General features: G+C 59.6%; 20 protein-coding genes and 1 other RNA gene. 8 read left to right on the top strand and 13 right to left on the bottom strand.

Going from position 1 to position 21683, the window contains the following annotated elements:
- Positions 1-33: 33 nt before the first annotated feature.
- Entirely contained in the window at positions 34-564 is a 531-nt protein-coding gene (ppa, locus tag B9Z50_RS12150; RefSeq protein WP_108364711.1) for an inorganic diphosphatase, read from the bottom strand.
- A gap of 188 nt (positions 565-752) precedes the next feature.
- On the opposite strand from ppa, the gene B9Z50_RS12145 reads away from it, so the two are divergent.
- From B9Z50_RS12145 to glp, 4 genes are all read left to right on the top strand, one after another.
- Positions 753-2186 (top strand): aldehyde dehydrogenase family protein, encoded by a 1434-nt coding sequence (locus B9Z50_RS12145; protein WP_108364964.1) that lies wholly within the window; start codon positions 753-755, stop codon positions 2184-2186.
- Between the two features lie 65 nt (positions 2187-2251).
- Positions 2252-3394 carry a GTP 3',8-cyclase MoaA gene (gene moaA, locus B9Z50_RS12140; protein WP_108364709.1) on the top strand — a complete coding sequence of 381 codons (1143 nt, stop codon included), beginning with the start codon at positions 2252-2254 and terminating at the stop codon, positions 3392-3394.
- Between the two features lie 5 nt (positions 3395-3399).
- A complete protein-coding gene (gene mobA, locus B9Z50_RS12135; protein WP_108364707.1) occupies positions 3400-4023 on the top strand; it encodes a molybdenum cofactor guanylyltransferase MobA in 624 nt (207 codons plus the stop codon).
- Positions 4024-4054: 31 nt separating this feature from the next.
- Positions 4055-5365: a gephyrin-like molybdotransferase Glp gene (gene glp / locus B9Z50_RS12130; protein ID WP_108364705.1), complete on the top strand. Its 1311-nt coding sequence runs from the start codon at positions 4055-4057 to the stop codon at positions 5363-5365.
- A gap of 90 nt (positions 5366-5455) precedes the next feature.
- On the opposite strand, the gene B9Z50_RS12125 is transcribed toward glp, so the two are convergent.
- The 4 genes from B9Z50_RS12125 to B9Z50_RS12110 form a co-directional block, all read right to left on the bottom strand.
- Positions 5456-8539, bottom strand: a complete 3084-nt coding sequence (locus B9Z50_RS12125) for an efflux RND transporter permease subunit (RefSeq protein ID WP_108364703.1) — start codon at positions 8537-8539, stop codon at positions 5456-5458.
- Positions 8526-9902 (bottom strand): efflux RND transporter periplasmic adaptor subunit, encoded by a 1377-nt coding sequence (locus B9Z50_RS12120; RefSeq protein WP_108364701.1) that lies wholly within the window; start codon positions 9900-9902, stop codon positions 8526-8528. Before B9Z50_RS12120 ends, B9Z50_RS12125 begins: the two co-directional genes overlap by 14 nt.
- 149 nt (positions 9903-10051) lie before the next feature.
- Complete coding sequence (gene rnhA, locus B9Z50_RS12115; RefSeq protein WP_108364699.1) at positions 10052-10498, bottom strand: ribonuclease HI; 447 nt, start codon at positions 10496-10498, stop codon at positions 10052-10054.
- Complete coding sequence (locus tag B9Z50_RS12110) at positions 10485-11366, bottom strand: class I SAM-dependent methyltransferase (protein ID WP_108364697.1); 882 nt, start codon at positions 11364-11366, stop codon at positions 10485-10487. The genes rnhA and B9Z50_RS12110 overlap by 14 nt, the downstream gene beginning before the upstream one ends.
- On the opposite strand from B9Z50_RS12110, the gene gloB reads away from it, so the two are divergent.
- Both gloB and B9Z50_RS12100 read left to right on the top strand, forming a co-directional pair.
- Entirely contained in the window at positions 11365-12138 is a 774-nt protein-coding gene (gene gloB, locus B9Z50_RS12105) for a hydroxyacylglutathione hydrolase (protein ID WP_108364695.1), read from the top strand. The genes B9Z50_RS12110 and gloB overlap by 2 nt on opposite strands.
- The gene (locus tag B9Z50_RS12100) at positions 12135-13733 is read left to right on the top strand and encodes a transglycosylase SLT domain-containing protein (RefSeq protein ID WP_108364693.1); all 1599 of its coding nucleotides are present in this window, start codon (positions 12135-12137) and stop codon (positions 13731-13733) included. Before gloB ends, B9Z50_RS12100 begins: the two co-directional genes overlap by 4 nt.
- 54 nt (positions 13734-13787) lie before the next feature.
- Here B9Z50_RS12100 and B9Z50_RS12095 read toward each other — a convergent pair whose 3' ends face one another.
- The 4 genes from B9Z50_RS12095 to dnaX form a co-directional block, all read right to left on the bottom strand.
- The gene (locus B9Z50_RS12095; protein ID WP_233249849.1) at positions 13788-14837 is read right to left on the bottom strand and encodes an ABC transporter substrate-binding protein; all 1050 of its coding nucleotides are present in this window, start codon (positions 14835-14837) and stop codon (positions 13788-13790) included.
- 185 nt (positions 14838-15022) lie between these two features.
- Positions 15023-15613, bottom strand: a complete 591-nt coding sequence (recR, locus tag B9Z50_RS12090) for a recombination mediator RecR (protein WP_108364691.1) — start codon at positions 15611-15613, stop codon at positions 15023-15025.
- 10 nt (positions 15614-15623) lie between these two features.
- The gene (locus B9Z50_RS12085; RefSeq protein WP_019429347.1) at positions 15624-15947 is read right to left on the bottom strand and encodes a YbaB/EbfC family nucleoid-associated protein; all 324 of its coding nucleotides are present in this window, start codon (positions 15945-15947) and stop codon (positions 15624-15626) included.
- Between the two features lie 43 nt (positions 15948-15990).
- Positions 15991-17988, bottom strand: a complete 1998-nt coding sequence (dnaX, locus tag B9Z50_RS12080) for a DNA polymerase III subunit gamma/tau (protein WP_108364689.1) — start codon at positions 17986-17988, stop codon at positions 15991-15993.
- Between the two features lie 154 nt (positions 17989-18142).
- Here dnaX and ffs point away from each other — a divergent pair.
- Both ffs and B9Z50_RS12070 read left to right on the top strand, forming a co-directional pair.
- Positions 18143-18239, top strand: an RNA gene (gene ffs / locus B9Z50_RS12075) — signal recognition particle sRNA small type.
- A 109-nt stretch (positions 18240-18348) separates the two neighbouring features.
- Entirely contained in the window at positions 18349-19563 is a 1215-nt protein-coding gene (locus tag B9Z50_RS12070) for a site-specific integrase (RefSeq protein WP_108364687.1), read from the top strand.
- A 95-nt stretch (positions 19564-19658) separates the two neighbouring features.
- Here the strand turns inward: B9Z50_RS12070 and B9Z50_RS12065 are convergent, their stop codons facing one another.
- The 4 genes from B9Z50_RS12065 to B9Z50_RS12050 are packed head-to-tail and all read right to left on the bottom strand — an operon-like array spanning position 19659 to position 21665.
- Positions 19659-20165 (bottom strand): macro domain-containing protein, encoded by a 507-nt coding sequence (locus B9Z50_RS12065; protein WP_158270673.1) that lies wholly within the window; start codon positions 20163-20165, stop codon positions 19659-19661.
- Positions 20162-20650, bottom strand: coding sequence for a TIR domain-containing protein (locus tag B9Z50_RS12060; protein WP_108364683.1), 489 nt, complete (start codon positions 20648-20650; stop codon positions 20162-20164). Before B9Z50_RS12060 ends, B9Z50_RS12065 begins: the two co-directional genes overlap by 4 nt.
- A gap of 28 nt (positions 20651-20678) precedes the next feature.
- Positions 20679-21089: a hypothetical protein gene (locus tag B9Z50_RS12055; protein ID WP_108364681.1), complete on the bottom strand. Its 411-nt coding sequence runs from the start codon at positions 21087-21089 to the stop codon at positions 20679-20681.
- 39 nt (positions 21090-21128) lie between these two features.
- Positions 21129-21665 carry a hypothetical protein gene (locus tag B9Z50_RS12050; protein WP_108364679.1) on the bottom strand — a complete coding sequence of 179 codons (537 nt, stop codon included), beginning with the start codon at positions 21663-21665 and terminating at the stop codon, positions 21129-21131.
- Between the last annotated feature and the right edge of the window lie 18 nt (positions 21666-21683).

Genomic DNA, 21683 nt, shown 5'->3' with positions numbered 1-21683 from the left:
TGGCTTCCGACAGAAGCCACTGGCTCAGGCCGATCAGGCCTTGTTGTAGTTGGCAATGCCGTCCATCAGTTCCTTGGCGGCGGACTCCACACCTTCCCAGCCCTTGACCTTGACCCATTTGCCTTTTTCCAGGTCTTTGTAGTGCTCAAAGAAGTGGGCGATTTGTTTGAGTTGCAACTCGTGCACATCGGACAAGGCCTTGATGTTGGCGTAGACGGGCAGGATTTTTTCGGTGGGCACGGCCAAAATCTTGCCGTCCATGCCGCCTTCGTCTTCCATCAACAAAATGCCAATGGCGCGGCAAGACACCACCACGCCCGGGGGCAGCGGGAAGGGGGTCATCACCAACACGTCGACCGGGTCACCGTCACCGGCAATGGTCTGAGGCACATAGCCGTAGTTGGTGGGGTAGTGCATGGCAGTGCCCATGAAACGGTCCACAAACAAAGCGCCGGACTCTTTGTCCACTTCGTACTTCACAGGGTCGGAGTTCATCGGGATTTCGATGATCACATTGAATGCGTCGGGCACTTTGCTGCCGGGGGTGACTTTGTTCAGGGACATGGTGTCTGCTTTTGAAAGTTAAGAAGAAACGAAAAATTCTAGGGATTAACCCCGATTTTACTTTCACAAGGCTTGCGAAAGCCTGAGCACGGGTGAACCCGACTTTTCATCCCTGACCCCCACCGCCGCCTTGGGCATGATGTCTCGTGCGTGATTTCCAAGCCAGCGCCACCACCGACAATGACGGCATGCAACACAACTTCATCGCCAACCAATCCACCCCAGCTCTGGCCGGCCAAAGCATCGACGTGCTGGACCCTTCTGACGGGCAGGTGTTCGAACAGATTCCCCGCAGCCAGGCGGCCGATATCGACCAGGCCGTGCAAGCGGCGCGGGCCGCTTTTCAGGGTCCTTGGGGAAAATTGACCGGGGTTGAGCGCGGGCGCTTGCTGATGGCTCTGTCACACAAAGTGGCCGAGCACGCGGGCGAATTGGCGGCACTGGAGCAGCGCGACTGCGGCAAACCTACCAAACAAGCCGCCGCCGACGCGGTGGCCTTGGCGCGTTACTTTGAGTTTTACGCCGGGTCTTGCGACAAATTGCACGGCGACACCCTGCCCTACCAAAACGGCTACAGCGTGCTGACCTGGCGCGAGCCGCACGGTGTGACGGGCCATGTGATCCCCTGGAATTACCCCATGCAGATTTTTGGCCGCAGCGTGGGCGGCGCATTGGCAGCGGGCAACGCCTGCGTGGTCAAGCCCGCCGAAGACGCTTGCCTGAGCCTGATCCGCGTGGCGCAGTTGGCGGCCGAGGTCGGCTTCCCGGCCGGGGCCTTGAACATCGTCACCGGTTACGGCCACGAGGTCGGTGACGCGCTGGCTCGCCACCCCGGCATCGACCACATCAGCTTCACCGGCAGCCCCCGCGTGGGCACGCTGATCCAGCAAGTGGCCGCCGAGCGGCATTGCCCGGTCACCCTGGAGCTGGGCGGCAAAAGTCCACAAATCATTTTTGACGACGCCGACCTGGACGCGGCCATTCCGGTCGTGGTCAATGCCATCGTGCAGAACTCGGGCCAGACCTGCAGCGCGGGCTCGCGCGTGCTGATCCAGCAAGGCATTTACGAGCCACTGCTCCAACGCCTGGGCGAGGCCTTTGGCCGCCTGCAAGTGGGTTCGGCCGCCATGAACCTGGACTTGGGGCCCCTGATCCGCGCCAGCCAATTGGAGCGTGTGACCGGTTTTCTGGACCAGGCCCGCGCCGACGGCATCGCCACCGTGGCGCACGGCCAGATCGCGCCCGGCGTGCCAGCGGGCGGTTTTTACCAAGCCCCAGTGCTCTTGCGCGACGTGCCGGTGATGCACCGCCTGGCGCAAGAAGAAGTCTTCGGCCCGGTGCTCTCGGCCATGGCCTTCCAAGACGAAGACCATGCGGTGGCATTGGCCAATGCCACCGAATTTGGCCTCGTCGCGGGCATCTGGACACGCGACGGTGGACGCCAGTTCCGCATGGCCAAACGCGTGCGCAGCGGTCAGGTGTTCATCAACAACTACGGCGCCGCTGGCGGGGTGGAGTTGCCTTTTGGCGGCGTCAAGTCATCGGGTTATGGCCGCGAAAAAGGTCTGGAAGCGCTGCTGGGCTTCACCACCCTCAAAACCGTGGCGATCGCGCACGGCTGAGGCGAACCATCGCGCTTGACCATGCCACCCCAAAGGGGGTGGCGGCTCGGGCACAATCGCCAACTATGTCTGAACGCGTCATTCCGCTGGTTGACCAGCGCCATCCCAGCCTGCCTTTGCCTGCCATTGAGCACAGTCACGATCTGAGCCCATTGCCCTTGGACGGCCTGCGTCGCCCCTTGACCGATTTGCGCATCAGCGTGACCGACCGGTGCAACTTTCGGTGCAGTTACTGCATGCCCAAGGAAATCTTTGACAAAGACTACGCCTACCTGCCGCACAGCCATTTGCTGAGCTTTGAAGAAATCACCCGCATCGCCACCGTATTTGTGGGCCGGGGTGTGCGCAAAATCCGCCTGACGGGTGGCGAGCCTTTGCTGCGCAAAAACATCGAGATCCTGATCGAACAACTGGCCGCGTTGCGCACGCCCGACGGCCAGCCGCTCGATTTGACGCTGACCACCAACGGCTCCCTGCTGGCGCGCAAAGCCCAAAGCCTGAAGGACGCGGGCTTGCAACGCGTCACCGTCAGCCTCGATGGTCTCGACGATGCGGTGTTCCGGCAAATGAACGACGTGGACTTTCCGGTGGCCGATGTGCTGGCCGGGATCGAAGCGGCACGGGCGGCGGGCCTGGGGCCCATCAAGGTCAACATGGTGGTCAAGCGCGGCACCAACGAGCACGAAATTTTGCCGATGGCGCGGCACTTCAGGGGCACAGGCATCGTGCTGCGCTTCATCGAGTACATGGACGTGGGCGCGACGAATGGCTGGTGCATGGACGAGGTGCTGCCCAGCGCCGAAGTGATCCGCCTGCTGCAAACCGAGCTACCTTTGGTGCAACTCGACCCCTCAGTGCCGGGCGAAACCGCCGAGCGTTGGGGTTACGCCAACGCCCAAGGCGAGCACGACCCGACTTTGGGCGAGGTGGGGGTGATCAGCAGCGTGACGCAGGCCTTTTGCGGCGACTGCAACCGCGCCCGCTTGTCCACCGAAGGCCGCTTGTACCTGTGCCTGTTTGCCAGCCAAGGCTATGACCTGCGCCAGCTCTTGCGAGACCCCACACAAAGCGACACCACACTGGCCGCCACGGTGGACGCGATTTGGCGCGGACGCACCGACCAGTACTCGCGTCTGCGCAGCCTGCGCGGGCCCGACACCGCCAGCGGCCACGGCCGCCGGGTGGAAATGAGCTACATCGGGGGCTGAAGGCCATGAACCCCAATGTACCGGGCATCACCGGGCTCATCCTCGCAGGCGGGCGCGGCTCGCGCATGGGCGGCATCGACAAAGGCCTGCAAAACTTTCGTGGCCTGCCCCTGACCCAGCAAACCATGATGCGCCTGCAGCTGCAAAGTCTGCCCCTGCAAGAAGTGCTGATCAACGCCAACCGAAACCTCTCGGCCTACGAATCCTTGGGCGTGCCGGTCTGGCCCGACAGCATTGATGGCTTTGCTGGGCCACTGGCTGGCTTCCTGACGGGAATGGCGCACTGCGCAACCCCGCTTTTGCTCACGGTGCCCTGCGACACACCCTTGTTTCCACTCGATCTGGTGGCCCGCCTCTATGAAGCCATGAACACGCAAGACGCCGACCTGGCCATGGCCGCTGCGCCCGAAGAAGATGGTGCGGTGCGCCCACAGCCCGTGTTTTGCCTGCTCAAAATCGAGCTGCTTGAAAGCCTGGTCAAGTTCACCCAAGGCGGTGGCCGCAAGATCGACGCCTGGACAAGCCAACACCGCTGCGCCATCGTCCCGTTTGACCTGATTGGCGACAGCCCACAGGCCTTTGCCAACGCCAACACGCTGGCCGAGCTGCAGCAACTCGAAGCCCTCTGAACTTCTTGGCCACACCCCGGCCGCTCAGACCATGACCACGCCCCTCCACTCCGCCTTGTCTGCCGCAACGTCACTGCATGAGATTGCCGAACGCCTGCAAGGCTATGACCCGCAGGCCCTGTCGGCCCGCCATGTGAACGACTTTTTGGCGCAGTTGGTACAACCTGTGCGCGAACAAGAAACCGTGCCCCTGATGCAGGCGCACGGCCGCATCTTGGCGCAAGACGTGGTCTCGCCCATCAGTGTGCCGCCGCACGACAACTCGGCCATGGACGGCTACGCCTTGCGTGGTGCAGAACTTTTGAGCGACCGCCCCACCCCCTTCACGGTGGTGGGCACCGCGTTTGCCGGTGCCGCTTGGCAAGGCACGGTGAACGCGGGCGAGTGCGTGCGCATCATGACCGGGGCCATCATGCCCGCAGGGCTTGACACCGTGGCACCACAAGAGCTGTTGAAGGTGAACGGCGACACTGTCCACGTCCCCCACGGTCTGCTGCAAGCGGGCGACAACCGCCGCCTCTTGGGCGAAGACCTGATGGCCGGGCAACCCGCCCTGCGAGCAGGTACGCGCCTGACCCCCGCCGCGTGCGGCCTGCTGGCCAGCTTGGGCTTGCCCAGCGTGGGCGTTTGGCGCAAGCCCAAAGTGGCTTATTTTTCAACCGGTGACGAAATCCTGAGCCTGGGCGAAGCCCCCCGTGAAGGCGCGGTGTACGACAGCAACCGCTACACCGTGGCCGGCATGGTGCAGGCGCTGGGCTGCGAGCTGATCGACATGGGCGTGGTGCGTGACGAGCCGGCTGCGCTGGAGCAAGCTTTTGTGAACGCAGCTGCGCAGGCCGACGCCATCATCACCAGCGGAGGCGTGAGTGTGGGCGAAGCCGATCACACCAAGGCCATGATGAAAAAATTGGGTGATGTGGCCTTTTGGCGCATTGCCATGCGGCCAGGCCGCCCCATGGCGGTCGGGCGCATTGAGCGCGGCGAGCGCTCTGCCGTGCTGTTTGGGCTGCCCGGCAACCCCGTGGCCGTCATGGTCACCTTTGCCGCCTTTGTACGCCCTGCCCTGCAGCAGCTCATGGGCTGGCAAGCACCTGCATTGCCCCTGCTCAAAGCCAAAAGCCAAGAGGCCCTGCGCAAAAAACCCGGCCGCACCGAATACCAGCGCGGCATTGTCAGCACCAATGCGGCGGGCCAATTGCAGGTCAGCATCACCGGCAACCAAGGCTCGGGCGTGCTCAGCTCCATGGTGCAAGCCAATGGCCTGATCGTACTGGGCCACAGCCAAGGCCACGTGGCCGTCGGCGACGAGGTGGATGTGATGATGTTTGAGGGGCACCTTTGAGCACGGCCACCGGGTTAACCCATGAAAAAAACGGCCGAGGCCGCTTTTTCCATGGCTTGCGCTGGTCGGCCCTTCCAAAGGCCGTCAGCCTCAGTGCGATGCCACTTCGTGTGGGGCGTCGTGCGCCACTGCCTTGTTGGGACCCGGCACCGCCTTGCGGGCCAGCAGCGAGTACATGGTGGGCACCACAAAGACGGCCAGCACAGTGCCCAGGCTCATGCCGCCCACGATCACCCAGCCGATTTGCGTGCGGCTCTCAGCGCCAGCACCCGTGGCCAGCGCCAGGGGCACAGCCCCCAACACCATGGCACCGGTGGTCATCAAGATGGGGCGCAGGCGCTGGGCCGAAGCCTTGATCAAGGCCTCTTGCATCGCCATGCCTTGCTCACGCAACTGGTTGGTGAACTCCACAATCAAAATGCCATGCTTGGTGATCAGGCCCACCAGCGTGATCAGGCCAATTTGTGAATACACGTTGAGCGATCCACCCGTGAACTTGAGCGCCAAAAGCGCCCCGATCATGGACAGCGGCACCGACAACATGATCACGAACGGGTCCACAAAGCTCTCGAACTGAGCCGCCAACACCAAAAAGATGAACAGCAGCGCCAGCACAAAGACGATGACCAAGGCGCCTTGTGATTTTTTGAACTCACGCGAGGTGCCGTTGAGCTCGGTGGTGTAGCCTGGTTTGAGCACCTTGGCGGCCGTGGCGTCCATGAACTTCAAGGCTTCACCCAGAGAATAGTCAGGGGCCAAACCAGCCGTGATCGACACCGATCTGCGCTGACCAAAATGGTTCAACTCACGAGGTGAAACACTTTCGCGCACTTTCACCAAACTCGACAAAGGAATCATGGTGTCGTTGCGGCCACGCACCTGAATCACATCAATGTCATCGGGCGTGTTACGGGCCGAGGTCTGGGTTTGCACGATCACGTCGTACTGCTCGGCGTCGCGTTTGTAACGTGTTACCACACGGCCGCCCAACATGGTCTCGATGGTGCGGGCCACGACGTCGATGCTCACACCCAGCTCTGCGGCCTTAACCCGGTCCACCTCCACACGCAGCTCGGGTTTGTTCAGTCGCAGATCAACGTTGGGTTGCAAGATACCGGGATTTTTGGCCACCTCATCCATGAACTGTCGCGTGATCAGATTCAGGTTCTGATAGCTGTCCGAGGTCTGAATCACAAAATTCACAGGCCGCTCACGAAAACCTTGCCCTAAAGATGGCGGGGTGATCGGGAACGCATTGATGCCTGACAAAGATCCGAATTTTGGCCCCATATCCCGGGCAATTTCCAGCGTGGTCCGCTGGCGCTCGTCCCAGTCCTTGGCACGGTAAATCACCGTACCCTGGCCCACCGTGGGGTTGCCCATGCTGGCAAAAATGCGGTCAAACTCAGGATATGACTGGCCAATTTTCTCCAGCACACGGGCATAGCGGTCGGTGAATTCCAAGGTGGAGCCATCGGGCGCGTTGATGGTGGCCAAGATCGTGCCCCGGTCCTCCAGCGGCGCGAGTTCTTGCTTCATGGTGGGGTAGATGTAGGCAATGCCCACCCCGGACGCCAGCATCACCAAGACCACCACCCAGCGGGCACGGGTCAAGACCAAGCGCAACAGGTTTTCGTAGCCGGTCGACAAAGCCGTCAGCCAGCGCTCCATGCTGCGGTCAAACCAACTGGGGTTCGGGTTGTGGCGCAGCAGTTTGCTGCTGAGCATTGGGGCCAATGTCAAGGCCACAAAACCAGAGACGATCACCGCCCCGGCCAGCGCCAGCGCAAACTCGCCAAACAACTTGCCCGTTCGCCCTGGCGTGAAAGCCAGGGGCGCAAACACGGCAGCCAGCGTCATGGTCATGGCCACCACGGCAAAACTGATCTCGCGCACGCCCTTGATAGCCGCAGAAAACGGGTCCAGTCCCTCTTCGATGTGCCGGTAAATGTTCTCCAGCACCACGATCGCATCGTCCACCACCAAACCAATGGCCAGCACCAGCGCCAGCAAGGTCAAGGTGTTGATGGTGAAACCCGCCAAGGCCATCATGGCAAATGCGCCAATCAAGCTGACGGGAATGGTGATGATCGGGATGATGGACGCACGCACGGTGCGCAAAAAGACAAAAATCACCAGCGCCACCAGCACCACGGCTTCGACGATGGTGGTGAACACGCTTTTGATGGAGCGGTCAATGAAGACCGAATTGTCGTTGGCAATGTCGATGCTCATGTCCACCGGTAAATCGGCCTTGAGGCGGGGGATCATCTCGCGCACCCCGGCTGACAAGTCCAGCGGGTTGGCCGTGGCCTGGCGGATCACCCCAGCTGAGATGGCCGACTGTCCGTTCAGGCGCACCAGGCTGCGGTCGTTGGCCGCGCCTTCACGGATTTGGGCCACATCGCGCAGCTTGACCGGAAAACCATTGACGCTGCGGATCACGATATCGCCAAACTGACCGGGGCGATTCAGGTCGGTTTGAGAGGACACGCTGAATTCGCGGTTGGTCGACTCGATGCGCCCGGCCGGCAACTCCAAGTTATTGCGGCGGATGGCGTCTTCCACGTCTTGCGGCGTGAGCTTGTAAGACGACAGGCGGGCATGGTCCAGCGACACCAGCATGGCGTATTTACGCTCGCCAAAAATGCGCACATCGGCCACACCCGTGACGGTTTGCAGGCGCGGCTTGACCACGCGGTTGACCAGGTCGTTGATTTGCAGGGCGTTGAGCGTGTCGCTGGAAAAAGCCAGCCAGATCACCGGAAAGGCATCGGCTTCGACCTTGGCAATGACCGGCTCGTCGATCGCTTGCGGCAAGCGGTTGCGCACGCGAGAGGTGCGGTCACGCACCTCCGCTGCAGCCGTGTCGGCGTCTTTTTCAAGGCGAAAGCGCACCGTGATTTGCGACTGCTCGGCACGGCTGATGGAGGTGATGACGTCCACCGCATCGATGCCCGCGATCGAGTCCTCCAGCGGTTTGGTGACCTGAGACTCGATCACCTCGGCCGATGCACCCGCATAGCGGGTGGTCACGGTGACGGTGGGTTCGTCGATTTTGGGGTATTCGCGCAGGGACAGGCTCTTGAAGCTGACCGCACCAATGAGCACGATCAGCAAGGACATGACCACGGCCAGCACGGGCCGCCGGATGGAGGTTTCAGCGAGCTGCATCGTTGCCCCTCAGGCAAGGGTTGGGGCCGGACAAAGCCACCGGACGCGCCGATGGCTGGCCTGGCCGGGCAGCGCCCCCAGCGCGGGGACCCTGCGCAGCAGGCCCGGCAGAAGATGAGCCTGCGGGTGCAGATGCAGCTGCAGATGCGGGTGCGCCATGCTGCCCCGGTGCACCTGCTGGTTTGCCACCGCCGGGCTGGGACAAGTCCACCACACGCACGGCCATGCCGTCTTTTTGCAAACGCTGGTGGCCCGCCGTGACCACGGTGTCGCCGGCGGACAAGCCCTCCACGATCTCAACCTTGCCAGGTTGGCGCAAGCCCACTTTCACCGCCACCCGCTCAGAGACCAGGGCACCGGGCTTGTCACCTGCGACGACCTTGACCACAAAGGTGCGCCCGCCTTGCGGAATGATGGCCTCTTCCGGAATGACCAAGGCGTTATCACGCGAGCCAAAAACCGCGTTCACGCGGGCAAACATGCCCGGGCGCAGTTGTTGCTGGCGGTTGTCAATGCAGCCGCGCACCCCGACCGAGCGGCCGTTGGCCTCGATCAGGGGATCGACCGCCTGCACGATGGCCATGAAAGGACGACCCGGCAATGCATCCACCGTCAGCTGGGCTTTTTGACCCGCCCGGATCTTCGCCTGGAAACGCTCGGGCAAACGGAAGTCGAGCAACACGGCATCGATGTCCTCCACGTTGACCATGTCCGCACCATCTTTGAGGTAATCGCCCACGTTGATTTGCTTGAGGCCCGTGATGCCATCAAACGGCGCCAGCACCTGCAAACGCGCCAGCGTGGCCTGGGCTAGCGACAGCTTGGCCCGGGAGACCTCCAGAGCCGCAGCACTCTCGTCCAGCGAGCGCTGGCTGATGAAGTTTTGCGCCACCAACTCTTGGTTGCGCTTGTGGTTGGCCTCGGCAATCGACAACTCGGCACGCGCCTGCGCCACCTGAGCCTGCTGCAGTTGGTCTTCGAACTGCACCATCAACTGGCCTTTGCGTACACGCTGGCCATCGCTGAAAAGAATCTGTTTGACACGACCACCGACTTCGGGGCGCAGCATCACCCCTTGGCGTGAGCGCAAACTGCCCACGGCCTGGGTTTCGTCCACCAAAGTCATGCTCTCGACCTTCGCGACTTCCACCGCAGGCATCCGGCCGGCTCCACCTGCTGGCCCGGCCCCGGGTGCCCCACTGGCGGCACCAGGGGCGCCAGCTGGGGCGCCTTTGGCGGAAGAAGTGGCCTCAGTCGGCGACGCATCACCTGCGGGGGACTTGTTTTGCCACCACCAAGCGGCCCCAGAGGCCACGGAAATGCCCAACAGGGCCAGCACTGCGTATTTATTCTTGTAAGCCATTCAGATTTCTCTCAGGTTGCATTCGCCAAGACTTCCGCAATGTAACAGCGCACAAGCCTTTTCCCCACAGCCAGCAGGCCCATCCATCTGATCTAACCGTTGGCGCGCGGCAAGAACCGGGTCGTGCGCGCAAGGTTTGGACAGGTCAATTAGCGGCCCAAGGCTTTGTCTACACCTTGATTGGCAAGTGCATCGGCCCGTTCGTTACCCGGATCGCCGTTGTGGCCCTTGACCCAACGCCAGTCGATTTGATGTCCCGCAGCGGACACCACACTGTCCAATTTTTGCCACAGGTCGGCATTTTTGACAGGTTGTTTGGCCGCTGTGCGCCAGCCTCGGGCTTTCCAGCCATGGATCCACTCGGTGATGCCTTTGCGCACATATTCGCTGTCCAGGTACAGCGTGACTTGGCAAGGGCGCTTGAGCGCGAGCAGGCCCTCGATGACGGCCATCATCTCCATGCGGTTGTTGGTGGTGTTCAGCTCACCGCCAAACAGTTCCTGAACATGCTGGCCCGACTGCAGGCGAACGCCCCAGCCGCCGGGGCCGGGATTGCCCTTGCAGGCACCATCGGTGTGAATTTCAACGTGGGTCAAAAGCTTCTTTCTCGGCCGTAGGATGGCCCATGAGGGTATCGGAGCGGGCCACGGGTGCGGCCGCTGCAGCGGGCGATCGTAACGTGCGCCATTGACGCGCTGGCAACCAGCGCCCCCCGGGTACACGTTTGGTGGCCATCAACAAATAAACGCCCCCCAAAATCGGCCACCAACGCTCACCCGCACGCTCCATCCAGCCCATGCGCTGCATCCAGCGCTCACTGGTCAAGGCCGGAGACCAGCCCCCAAAGCGGCTGACCTGCACCTCAAAACCCAGCAAGCGCAACCAATCGCGCAATCGCCGGTAAGCGATCAGGTGCTGCACCGAAGCCCCTGCGAGCTTGCGCTGGCCCCCGCGTTGTGGGGGCCAGCCCCACAGGCTCATGGGATTGAGACCCGTGATCAGCACTTGCCCTTCGGGAATCAGCACCCGCTCGACCTCTCGCAAACAGGCATGAGGATCGGCCGAGCGCTCCAATGTGTGCGGCAAGACCACCAAGTCCAGGCTGTCGGCTTGCCAAGGCCAAGCCCGGCTGTCGAGCCAGACATCGGGGCCCGTTGGGACACAAAGGTCAGGCTCGCAGGGCTGTGCCTGCGGCACAACTTGCACGACAGGCGCCGTTATGGCCTTTTGCTCTTGAGGCCATTCGAACTCGGCGCCCGCATGCCAGCGGTGGGGCATACGGTTGTGGCGCAAGGCCTGCAACTCGGGCCAGCCCAGCTGCACCGCGTGGTAGCCAAAGACGTCGGCCAGCAACGCATCGGCCTGGGCTTGCTCCCAGGCCAGCAAACGCGAGGCCACCGGCTGACCCAAATGGGCCAACCAGGCGGGCGCGGGGTGTTGGCTTTCTATAATCGAACGCTCCATGAAACTCATTGCCCTGCCCGCTTTCGCAGACAACTACATTTGGTTGTTGCACACCGACCGCCACGCCCTGGTGGTAGACCCCGGCGACAGTGCGCCCGTGCTGGCCTGGCTGCAAGCGCATCCGGGTTTGCAATTGGACACGATTCTAGTCACGCACCACCACGCCGATCACACGGGCGGCTTGGTTGAGCTGGTTGCCAACACCGGCGCGCGCGTGCTGGGCCCCGCCCTCGAGCAAATGCCCGTGCCCACCCAAGGCCTTCAGCAAGGTGACCAATTTGACTGGCATGGCCTGGCATTGCAGGTGCATGAAGTGCCTGGCCACACCCTGGGCCACATTGCCTTTTGGGCGCAGCCCATGGGCCAGGAGCCACTGCTTTTTTGCGGGGACACCCTGTTTTCTGGCGGGTGTGGGCGTTTGTTTGAAGGCACGCCTGCCCAAATGCTGGACTCGCTGGACCGCTTGGCCGCCTTGCCTGGTGCCACGCGGGTGTGCTGCGCCCACGAGTACACCTTGTCGAACCTGAAATTTGCGCTGGCCGTCGAACCGGAGAACCTGGCGCTGCAAGCCCACTGGGCCCAGTGCACCCAGATGCGCAACCAATCCCTGCCAACCTTGCCCGTGGCGCTGCACACTGAGCGCGCCATCAACCCCTTTTTACGAAGCCGCCTGTCCACAGTGGCCGCCCCCGTGCGCCAGCGTGACCGCCTGGCCGTGGACGATGTGACCACTTTTGCAGCCCTGCGCCAATGGAAAAACGACTTCCGATGAACCTGATCACCCTCGTCCCAGACCGCCTCATTCGCTCCAGCTGGGTTTTGCTGCTGGCCGCAGTGGTCACCGGTTGCGCCACCTCCCTGCCAACGCAGACCTCACAGCAGGCCCCCATCGAGCGCCCGCCCGAGACCACGACTTCCCAGGCGCCCACCTCCGCTCAACCGCCTGCGCCGGTCACCGTTCCTTTGGTCCCTCACGCGCCTGAGGTGGCTGAAATGAAATCGGAGCATCCAGTGGACCTCAAAGCCCACTCCGTGCTTGGCCTCCAAGAGCAAAAAGACATCTGGGAGCGCATCCGCCGCGGCTTTGCTATGCCGGACCTGGACAACGACCTGGTGCGCAACCGCGAGCAGTGGTACGCCAGTCGGCCCGATTACATGCTGCGCATGACAGAGCGCTCACGCCCCTATCTGTTTCACATTGTTGAAGAGCTCGAGCGCAGGAACATGCCCATGGAGTTGGCCTTGTTGCCCTTCATCGAGTCGGCATTCAACCCACAGGCCGTTTCAAGTGCCAAGGCCGCAGGCATGTGGCAATTCATGCCGGCCACAGGCAAGTATTTCGACCTGAAACAAAATCTGTTCAGAGACGAGCGCCGCGATGTCCTGGAATCGACCCGCGCGGCACTCGACTACCTGCAAAAGCTCTACACCATGTTTGGTGATTGGCACCTGGCACTGGCCGCCTACAACTGGGGCGAAGGCAGCGTTGGCCGGGCCCTCGCGCGCAACAAAGCGCAAGGCAAACCACTGACTTACAGTGACCTGCGCATGCCCAATGAGACGCGCTTTTATGTGCCCAAATTGCAGGCGGTCAAAAACATTGTGGCTCGGCCCGAGGCCTTCAACACCGAGTTACCACTGATCCAGAACCACCCCTACTTCAAGAGCGTGGCCATTGAGCGCGACATCGATGTGGCCATGGCCGCCAAACTGGCCAACGTGAGCCTGGATGACTTCAAGGCCCTGAACCCGGCCATGAACCGCCCTGTGATTTTGGCGGCGGGCACACCACACATTCTGCTGCCCTGGGACAACGCCACCGTGTTTGAAACCAACTTGCAAGCGCGCCCCGACAGGCGTCTGTCGAGTTGGACGGCCTGGCAAGCACCGCGCACCATGCGGCCCGACGAGGTGGCTAAGCTGGTGGGCATGTCGGCCGAGCAGTTGCGCAGCGTCAACGGCATTCCAGCCCGCATGCTGGTGCGGGCTGGCTCCACGCTGCTGGTGCCTCGCCAAGGCAAGCTGGACAACGATGTGACCGAACACCTGGCCGACAACGGCCTCCTGTTGCTGGCACCCGAGGTGGTGCTGCGCAAGATCAGGGTCAAGGCCCGCGCTGGCGACACCCTGGCGCGCCTGGCATCTCGTCACGGCGTGAGTGCCGCCAACGTGGCCGACTGGAACCGCCTCCAGCCCAATGCCAAGCTGTCCAACGGGCAAAAGCTGAGCATTTATGTGCCCGCAAAGGCATCACGCCGGCCTGTCAAATCGTCGCCACGCCGGGCTGCGGTGCAGCGCGGCAAAGCCCCTGCCAAGGCCGCCGTCCGAGGCACCCGAACACCGGCCAAGACAACGCCCAAACGCTGATCAGGCCAACGCTCTGGACACAGCAAATCCCAACGCGCACGGCTGGGGCAGGCCTTAGCGGGCGCGGGATTTGTTCACAAACGCATTGGTGAATGTGCGCTCAGGCAAGATTGGCCTGGGGCCTAAAGTGCCGGACAACTTCATGAGCTTCGCGTGGGCCCGCCAAGCATGGGCCACGTCTTCGGCACGCACCCAACCATCCACAGCGTAAGACTCTCGCAGCTTTTGAAAAGCCCCCAAATACATAGCCCGATCCCCCATCCAGTGGCTGCTGGGTACCGTCTTCAAAATGTCGGTCAAGCCCGCCGTCTGCAGCCACTTGAGAGCCTGCACCACACCATCACTCAAGGCCTGCGCCCGTTCGGGGTGCTGCTGCAGAAAATCAGCATGTGCATACAAGCTGGCTCCGGGCACAGCGCCCCCCATCAGCTGGCGTGTGCCCTGCAATGTCCGGGCATCACCCAGCAATCGAACGTCGTTTTTTTGCTCCAGCCAATGCATCACTGGGTCGGGATTGCACAGGGCATCGATGCTGCCGCTGCGCAGAGCCTCGATGACGCCCTGTGAAGACCCCACCGGGACAAACACCACATCCTCGGTGGACAAACCATGCCGAAGCAACCAATGAGACGCCATCCAATGGGTGGTGGAGTCCAGCGCCGAGATGCCCAGACGCGCCCCTCGGATATCGGCAAACGAACGCCAGGCCACGCCACTGCGTGTGCTGCCACCCAAACTCACCTGCGGCGTGCGACTGATTTGCACAAAACTTTGGAAATTGACCCCCTTCAGGTGCAGGCCAAAAAGGTGTTCGTAAGCGCCCGCCATCACATCGGCCTGACCTGACAAGGCCAGACTCAAGGCTTTGGCGCCCGACTCCTGAGGCAACCACTCCAATTGCACGCCCGCTTGGCGGAAAAATCCCAACCGATCGGCCAGGGTCAAAGGCAAGTGGTACAGGCTTTGGCTGGCGGCCAGGGCCAGACGCACACGCGGCAAGGCTCGTCCAACCTCTGACGCGCGGGCAGCGGGCGCTTGCGTGGCGGCCAGCGTTGACACAGCAGCCAGCAACAGCGATCGGCGAGAGGGTTGGGCTGAATTCACCCGCATCACTCCAAGAAAGAAATGAACAAGCTTGCAGCTTAATCAGACGCCATGTATCGCGCATCGGGATTGATCCCGAGCGGGTTTTCACGTAATGGATTGCCGGTAATTGACAAGTCCCCAACACAAGGACTTGAATCCCCCAAGTCGCCAAGCGACCCAATGAGCGGGGCTGCTCAGAAAGGTCAGCGCCGATCGACCAAGGCGTGGGCGATGGTGCCCAAGTCCACATATTCCAGCTCGCTGCCCGCTGGCACGCCCCGCGCCAGGCGGGTGACCCGCAGGCCTTGCTGGCGGATCATCTCGGAGATCACATGCGCAGTGGCCTCGCCCTCGGCAGTGAAGTTGGTGGCCAAAATCACCTCAGTCAAGACGCCATCGGCCACGCGTTTTTTGAGTTTGGCCAGGCCAATGTCGTGCGGGCCAATGCCGTCGAGCGGGCTGAGCTTGCCCATGAGCACAAAATACAAACCCCGATAGGTGCCTGTGCGCTCGATGGCCGACTGGTCTGCTGGGGTTTCAATCACGCACAGCTGGGTGCGGTCACGCGAAGCATCCAGACAGGTGTCACACAATAGTGCTTCGGTGAAGGTGTGGCAGCTCTCGCAGTGGCGGATGTTGTCCACCGCGTTGTTCAAAGCAGCGGCCAGTTGCCGCGCCGTAGCCCGGTCGTTTTGCAGCAACTGAAAAGCCATGCGCTGGGCCGACTTGATGCCCACCCCAGGCAAGCCCTTGAGGGCTTGCACCAAAGTGGCAAGGGCGTGGGTGTCGGCCATGTTCAGACGCTCAGAAAGGCAGTTTCATGCCCGGTGGCAAACCAGCGGTGAGCTTGCCCATTTTTTGCTGCGAGACCTCTTCGGCCATGCGCACGGCATCGTTGAAGGCGGCCGCCACCAGGTCCTCCAACATGTCCTTGTCATCGGCCAGCAAGCTGGGGTCGATGGTCACACGGCGCACACTGTGCTTGCAGGTCATCAGCACCTTGACCATACCCGAACCGGACTGGCCCTCGACCTCGACAAAAGCCAGTTCGTCCTGGGCTTTTTTCAGGTTGTCCTGCATGGCCTGGGCCTGCTTCATGAGGCCGGCGAGTTGTCCTTTGTTGAACATGGTGTTTCCTTAGAAATGAAATGAGAAATGAGGGGGGGAGAAATTAAATCAGCTGGATGCTGCCGGGCACGATTTTGGCCCCGAAATCACGCACCATGGCCTGCACCAAGGGGTCGTTTTGAATGAGCTCTTGCGCGGCCTGCATTTTTTCGGCAGCTTTCACCGCCAAGCGACGAGCCGGACTGTCGCTCACCGGGCCGATTTCGATGTGCAGCTTCACATCGCCATGCCCCGCTGCAAGCAAAGCTGCCTGCAAGCGTTCGCGGCTGGCGGTGTGGTTCAGGGTTTCGCGCTCCACGCGCAGCTGCCACTGCGCACCATCGCGGCCGAGCAGTTGCGACTGCAGCGCCAACTCGCGCACCAGCGCGGTAATGGCTTCCTGGTCCAACAGGCCTTGCACCACGTTCAGCCAGACATCGCCTTCGGGCGTGGCCTGCACCGCAACAGGGGCAGCTGTTCGGGGCATGTCCAGCCGGGCCGATGGCGCGGGCGCTTCACGAACGGGCAAAGCGCGCAACGCGGGCGCAGATGGGGCCGCCATGGCCGGGGCCGAGGCCAGTGCGTCTTGCTCCGCGTAATCGGTCGTGTCCGGCCAATCTTCCCAAGGCGGTGGCTCGTCGCTGGCAGGGGCGGCAGCCGGCACAACGGGCGAAGTTAAAACAGGCTCCGTCTTGGGTGCAGCGGTTGCGGGTGGCGGGCTATCCAAGGCCGCGCGGGCAAGCACAGAAGCTGCCGGGTTGACCGGCGATGGCGCTGACGCAGCCTGCTCTGTGCGAACGGGCATGGCAGCACCAGGGCTGAACGGCGCCGCACCAGCGGCTGCTCTGGGCGTTAATTCCCCAGTTGATAGAGGTGCAGTGGAAGCAGCAACCGCTTCTACCCGAGGGCGGGAACTGGCGTTAGGGCTGGTCAGCGGACTTTTTTTTTCTGCCGTTGCCGCTGATGGCTTGAAGGCCAGCAGTCGCAGCAGCACCATGGTCAGCGCCGCGTACTCGTCAGGGGCCAGGCCCAGCTCGGTGCGGCCGTGCAGGCAAAGGCTGTAGAGCAATTGGGTCTCTTCGGCGGGCATGGCAGCGGCCAGTTCGGCCAAGCCCAGCGTGTCGGGGTCTTCACCGTCTTGTGCCATGCCGGGCACCATCTGCATCACGGCCATCCGCTGCAGCAGCATGGCCATGTCTTCCAGCGTGGCGGCGGCCGACACGCCTTGCAGGCGCAAGGCATTGACCTGGTTGACCACAGTGGCCCCGTCGCCATCGGTCAAAGCACGGATGAGTTGCAAGACATGGCTGCGGTCCACGCTGCCCAACATCTGGCGAACACCCGCTTCTTGCAACTGGCCGTTGCCAAAGGCAATGGCCTGATCGGTCAGACTCAGCGCGTCACGCATGGAGCCGCGTGCGGCGCGGGCCAGCAAGCGCAAAGCCAGCGGCTCGGCGCTCAGTTGCTCGGCCGACAACACTTGGGTCAGGTGTTCAAACACCGTCTCTGGGGCCATGGGGCGCAGGTTGAACTGCAAGCATCGCGACAGCACCGTCACAGGCACTTTTTGTGGGTCGGTCGTGGCCAGCACAAACTTCAGATATTCGGGGGGTTCTTCCAGGGTCTTCAACATTGCGTTGAACGCGGTGTTTGTGAGCATGTGCACCTCATCGATCATGAAGACCTTGAAGCGGCCTTGCACAGGCTTATAGACCGCCTGCTCCAGCAGGCTTTGCACCTCGTCCACACCCCGGTTCGACGCGGCATCCAGCTCGGTGTAGTCCACAAAGCGACCGGCGTCGATGTCGCGGCAAGCCTGGCAAACGCCACAGGGCTGGGCGGTGATGCCACCCTGCCCGTCTGCGCCTTGGCAGTTGAGCGACTTGGCCAAAATACGCGAGACCGTGGTCTTGCCCACACCCCGAGTCCCCGTGAACAAGTAGGCATGGTGCAGCCGCTGCTGCACCAAGGCATTGGTCAAGGCCTGTACCACGTGCTCCTGCCCCACCATTTCGGTGAAATTGCGGGGGCGGTATTTGCGCGCGAGAACGAGGTAAGACATGGGTGCTGATTCTATCGGGCTGGCGGGATGCCCCTGTGACCCCCGTCTTGGCCAGGGACAAGTCATTGCACGGGAGCTGGATCGATCGGCTGTAAAACCATAAAAAACAGGCCCGTGGTGAAAAGCCCTTGCCAGCTCGCCTACAATCACCCCCGACGGGCCTTCCCGCATGGTGAAGCGGCCAACCGGGTCAGGTGGGGAACCAAGCAGCCCTAACTGTGAATCCAGTGCCGGGGTCAAGGCTCGTCACCTTATTCTTTTAAAAGTGAATTAGATCACTAGGTTACCGTGAATTCGGACCTAAATTCTGTTCATTTGTATCACTCAGCTGTGTCACCTTGGATCCAACAGGATGGTCACATGGCACAGTTAACCGGTCTTTTCGATCGTGGGGGCGCTTACTACCTCCGAGTCGTTCTTCCTCTTCACCACCCTCTTTTAGACCGCTACAAAAGCGGAAAAGTCGTAACTTCTCTTGGCCGTTGTAGCCACCGTGAAGCCATACGCTTGGGGACGATCAAACGTGCTGAGATTCTTTGGGGCGAATCATTCCATCCGAAAAGAATAGAGATATTGACAGACATCAATCGCTGTAAGGCTGCAACGCCCGACACTGCAAAACCTGTGCTACTTCGAGATGTGTACGACCTCTGGGTTCAAGCTAGCCGTAGAACTGCTGATTCAATTGCTGCATGCAATCGTGCAGTTAAGCTCTTTGAGCAGCACACACACAACCCACCATTGAACCAAATGACTCGAAGCTTGGGGAATGAATTTCGCTCATTCCTACAAACATTGCCCACCACATCAAAGACAGCTAGAGATCGCTTGAACTGGGTCAAAAGCTTGTTGAAATACGCTGCTCAGGACTTGGAGCTGATACCCAAAAGTCCGTGGGTAGGGTTGGACATAAAAAGCAAAACAACGGCCTCTAGACAGGTCTGGTCAACCGATTGGCTTCAAAAATTGCTGGGTCATGAAATCTGGCAAAACGGACAATTACCGAAAGACAAGAAAGCTGGTGGATTAGCCGCTTACTGGATACCACTGCTGGCGCTGTACACAGGAGCACGGTGTTCAGAACTCTGCCAATTACTTGTGCAAGACATCGACACTTCTGGACATGTACCTTTGATCAAGATCACCGATCAAGGTGAGGGGCAACATGTAAAAACGACTGCCAGTGTTCGAAGAATTCCAATTCATTCTGAGCTGATTCGCTTAGGATTTCTTGAGTATGCGAGTTCTCAGAAGAGCATTAGCCTTTGGCCTGACCTACCACTTCGAGATGGCAAACCTGGGAGCTTTTTCAGCCAGTGGTTTGGAAGCTTCCGACGATCACTGGACGTACCGGATACATTGGTTTTTCACAGCTTTAGACATACCGTCCGTACATCACTAACTAGGTCGAATGTTCCCGAACCGATCATCGACAGACTGCTAGGCCATGAATCTCAGGGCAGTATCGGTGCTCGGGTCTACACCCACCCACAAATCGAACAGCTGAAACAAGCTATTGAGACGCTAGAAACCCTCAATTTACCTGTCGTTGCCAAAGTTGACCCTGGAAGCTGAAGACGCCCAGAAAATATAGACCGCCAGCATTTTTGCAGGTTACAGCGCGAATTTTTCAATTGTAGTACACCTGATTTGCGGAAAATTTGAGGGCCTCAGGCTGTAAAAAATGCCCGCTCAAACAGCGCTTTTGTGTCTGCATCAGCAACACAAATTCTGACCTTCTGCAACGAAGTGGGCTGCTCAAAACACTGGCGAAAACTAGTCGCCATGATTGACGCCGAAAGTTCCTTGGGAAACTTGAAAACGCCTGTACCAATTGCCGGAATTGCCATACTGGTAATGGCGTTTTGGTTCGCTGCCGCAACCACTGATTGAACACACTTTTGCAGGACAGCCTCTGGTTCATCATCGTTTAGGTAGTGCGCTGCCCTAACATGGATGACAAACTTGTTTGGCAAGTTGAAGCCTGGAGTCACCAACGCTGCACCAAATGGCAACGGTGCGTAGGGTTCGCAATAGTCTTCAAGTTCCGGTCCAGCAGCACTATGAATTGCCCCTGCAACTCCCGAGCCAAAGCGCAGGTTTGCATTGGCTGAGTTCACCACCGCCTCAATGTCTGCCTGCTTGGCAATATCTGCAAGAACAACTTCGTAGATCACGTTTGGTATCGCCTTTGGTGAATTGCTTCCTCAATCCAGTTTTCCAAATTTGCTGCAATATCAGCATGAGGATTAAGAGCATTTGGCGAGTGGATTCTTGGGACTATGAGTCGATCGCCTTGCTTGAAATGCAAACCATCAAAAGGATTTGGACCAGTAGTACCGAATCCATTACGTGGACATTTCAAATTATGAATACGCACTGCAAGGAGCCCTTTTCCATCCTCCCACGCTTTCTTGATTTCATACTTTACCCATCGACGAGATGCAGTTTGCTCTCCAACAAGGACAACAACACACGAACGCCATCTCATGTTGTCATCAATCCATTTATGTATGGAAGCATCACCAGCACGTTTAACTTGCTCCCAATTGTTTGGGGCAACTGGTTTGTTGTCATCAAGAGCCCCAATATTACGAACTTGTTGAACTCGCATCACGTCTTTGTCGTAATGAAAACTGTAGAACACTTGCCTTTTTGTCATAGACCATAAAGTTTTAATTGAACCTGCATCACATGGCTAAAACATACATCGCCATTAGTACTACACCCACTACGACAATGTGAAAAGTGAGCAGCGTCTTTGAAAAAAGAACACTCAAGATGTTGGGAGCATCATCTCTCACGATTGAAGTATCCAGAATGAATCTGTCACTTGAGATTTCACCGGAAGCAACTTTCTCATACAAGCATCTATACAACTTTTCAGTGTAGAGAAAAAAACCGTCAAGCCACCAAAAAACAAAAACGGGAAAATAAGCAAGCAGCATGAATGATTTATCTGCATCTTTAACAGCCAGTGCAAACATTGCCGCTACGAGCGTCACACTCCAACCTTTCAGCAAAAAAGAATTCGTCCCCATTCGAGTAATGATGGCTTGAATGAACCCTAGATGTGCAATTCGTTTCGTCATCTCTTCCATCAAAGTATCCGATCTGTAATTAGCATGTGCCTTGACTTCTCAAGTACCTAAGTACTTGGAGTGAATTTTCTTTGCAACCTGCTCATGGAACCAATAAGCATGTTTGGGCACGTTTAAGATTGATTTGATTAGATGCGTGTCACTAAGCACCATTTCGTAAAGTTGATTAATCACCCGTTGCTGAAAGGTTGGCGAATGAAACAACTGAGCAAAGACAGCACTCTCAAATTCTGGCAATGGATCCACTAGTAATGCGTTGGCTACTTCCTCAATCAAGATAAATTTTTCAGCTTGAGAAATCGTAGAAAACATGTCGACAAATTGATAGTGGCTTTCGTCCGACTCGCTGTTGTTGCCTAAGAAAACAAACGATGAGGAACTGGTCAACTGCGGTTGGTCATACAGTTTTTTAGTCCCAAGAATTCGATAGATGTGCTCAAGACCAGCGTATCGAACTAGATCTGGTCGCTCTGCCCTCAACTTTGCGGCTTCAGGCGTCACATAGAACTTAAGCGCCTCCTCCACTGACCATAACTCTTGCTCAGATAGTTCAAGTGTAAAACTGTAGGTTGTCATGGTGTAACTTTCGAGCCC

This window comes from Limnohabitans sp. Bal53, from assembly GCF_003063355.1.
In the GTDB taxonomy this organism is placed as follows: Bacteria; Pseudomonadota; Gammaproteobacteria; order Burkholderiales; family Burkholderiaceae_C; genus Limnohabitans_A.
The sequence above is the reverse complement of the archived record's forward strand: the minus strand, read 5'-3'. Positions and strand labels throughout refer to the sequence as shown.

Excerpts from the sequence above, each read along its gene's own strand:
- mobA (WP_108364707.1), top strand. The coding sequence starts at position 3,400 with ATGAACCCCAATGTACCGGGCATCACCGGGCTCATCCTCGCAGGCGGG.
- moaA (WP_108364709.1), top strand. The coding sequence starts at position 2,252 with ATGTCTGAACGCGTCATTCCGCTGGTTGACCAGCGCCATCCCAGCCTG.
- B9Z50_RS12100 (WP_108364693.1), top strand. The coding sequence starts at position 12,135 with ATGAACCTGATCACCCTCGTCCCAGACCGCCTCATTCGCTCCAGCTGG.
- B9Z50_RS12070 (WP_108364687.1), top strand. The coding sequence starts at position 18,349 with ATGGCACAGTTAACCGGTCTTTTCGATCGTGGGGGCGCTTACTACCTC.
- B9Z50_RS12145 (WP_108364964.1), top strand. The coding sequence starts at position 753 with ATGCAACACAACTTCATCGCCAACCAATCCACCCCAGCTCTGGCCGGC.
- B9Z50_RS12120 (WP_108364701.1), bottom strand. The coding sequence starts at position 9,902 with ATGGCTTACAAGAATAAATACGCAGTGCTGGCCCTGTTGGGCATTTCC.
- glp (WP_108364705.1), top strand. The coding sequence starts at position 4,055 with ATGACCACGCCCCTCCACTCCGCCTTGTCTGCCGCAACGTCACTGCAT.
- dnaX (WP_108364689.1), bottom strand. The coding sequence starts at position 17,988 with ATGTCTTACCTCGTTCTCGCGCGCAAATACCGCCCCCGCAATTTCACC.
- B9Z50_RS12055 (WP_108364681.1), bottom strand. The coding sequence starts at position 21,089 with ATGGAAGAGATGACGAAACGAATTGCACATCTAGGGTTCATTCAAGCC.
- gloB (WP_108364695.1), top strand. The coding sequence starts at position 11,365 with ATGAAACTCATTGCCCTGCCCGCTTTCGCAGACAACTACATTTGGTTG.
- B9Z50_RS12110 (WP_108364697.1), bottom strand. The coding sequence starts at position 11,366 with ATGGAGCGTTCGATTATAGAAAGCCAACACCCCGCGCCCGCCTGGTTG.
- recR (WP_108364691.1), bottom strand. The coding sequence starts at position 15,613 with ATGGCCGACACCCACGCCCTTGCCACTTTGGTGCAAGCCCTCAAGGGC.
- B9Z50_RS12125 (WP_108364703.1), bottom strand. The coding sequence starts at position 8,539 with ATGCAGCTCGCTGAAACCTCCATCCGGCGGCCCGTGCTGGCCGTGGTC.
- B9Z50_RS12050 (WP_108364679.1), bottom strand. The coding sequence starts at position 21,665 with ATGACAACCTACAGTTTTACACTTGAACTATCTGAGCAAGAGTTATGG.
- B9Z50_RS12085 (WP_019429347.1), bottom strand. The coding sequence starts at position 15,947 with ATGTTCAACAAAGGACAACTCGCCGGCCTCATGAAGCAGGCCCAGGCC.
- B9Z50_RS12060 (WP_108364683.1), bottom strand. The coding sequence starts at position 20,650 with ATGACAAAAAGGCAAGTGTTCTACAGTTTTCATTACGACAAAGACGTG.
- ppa (WP_108364711.1), bottom strand. The coding sequence starts at position 564 with ATGTCCCTGAACAAAGTCACCCCCGGCAGCAAAGTGCCCGACGCATTC.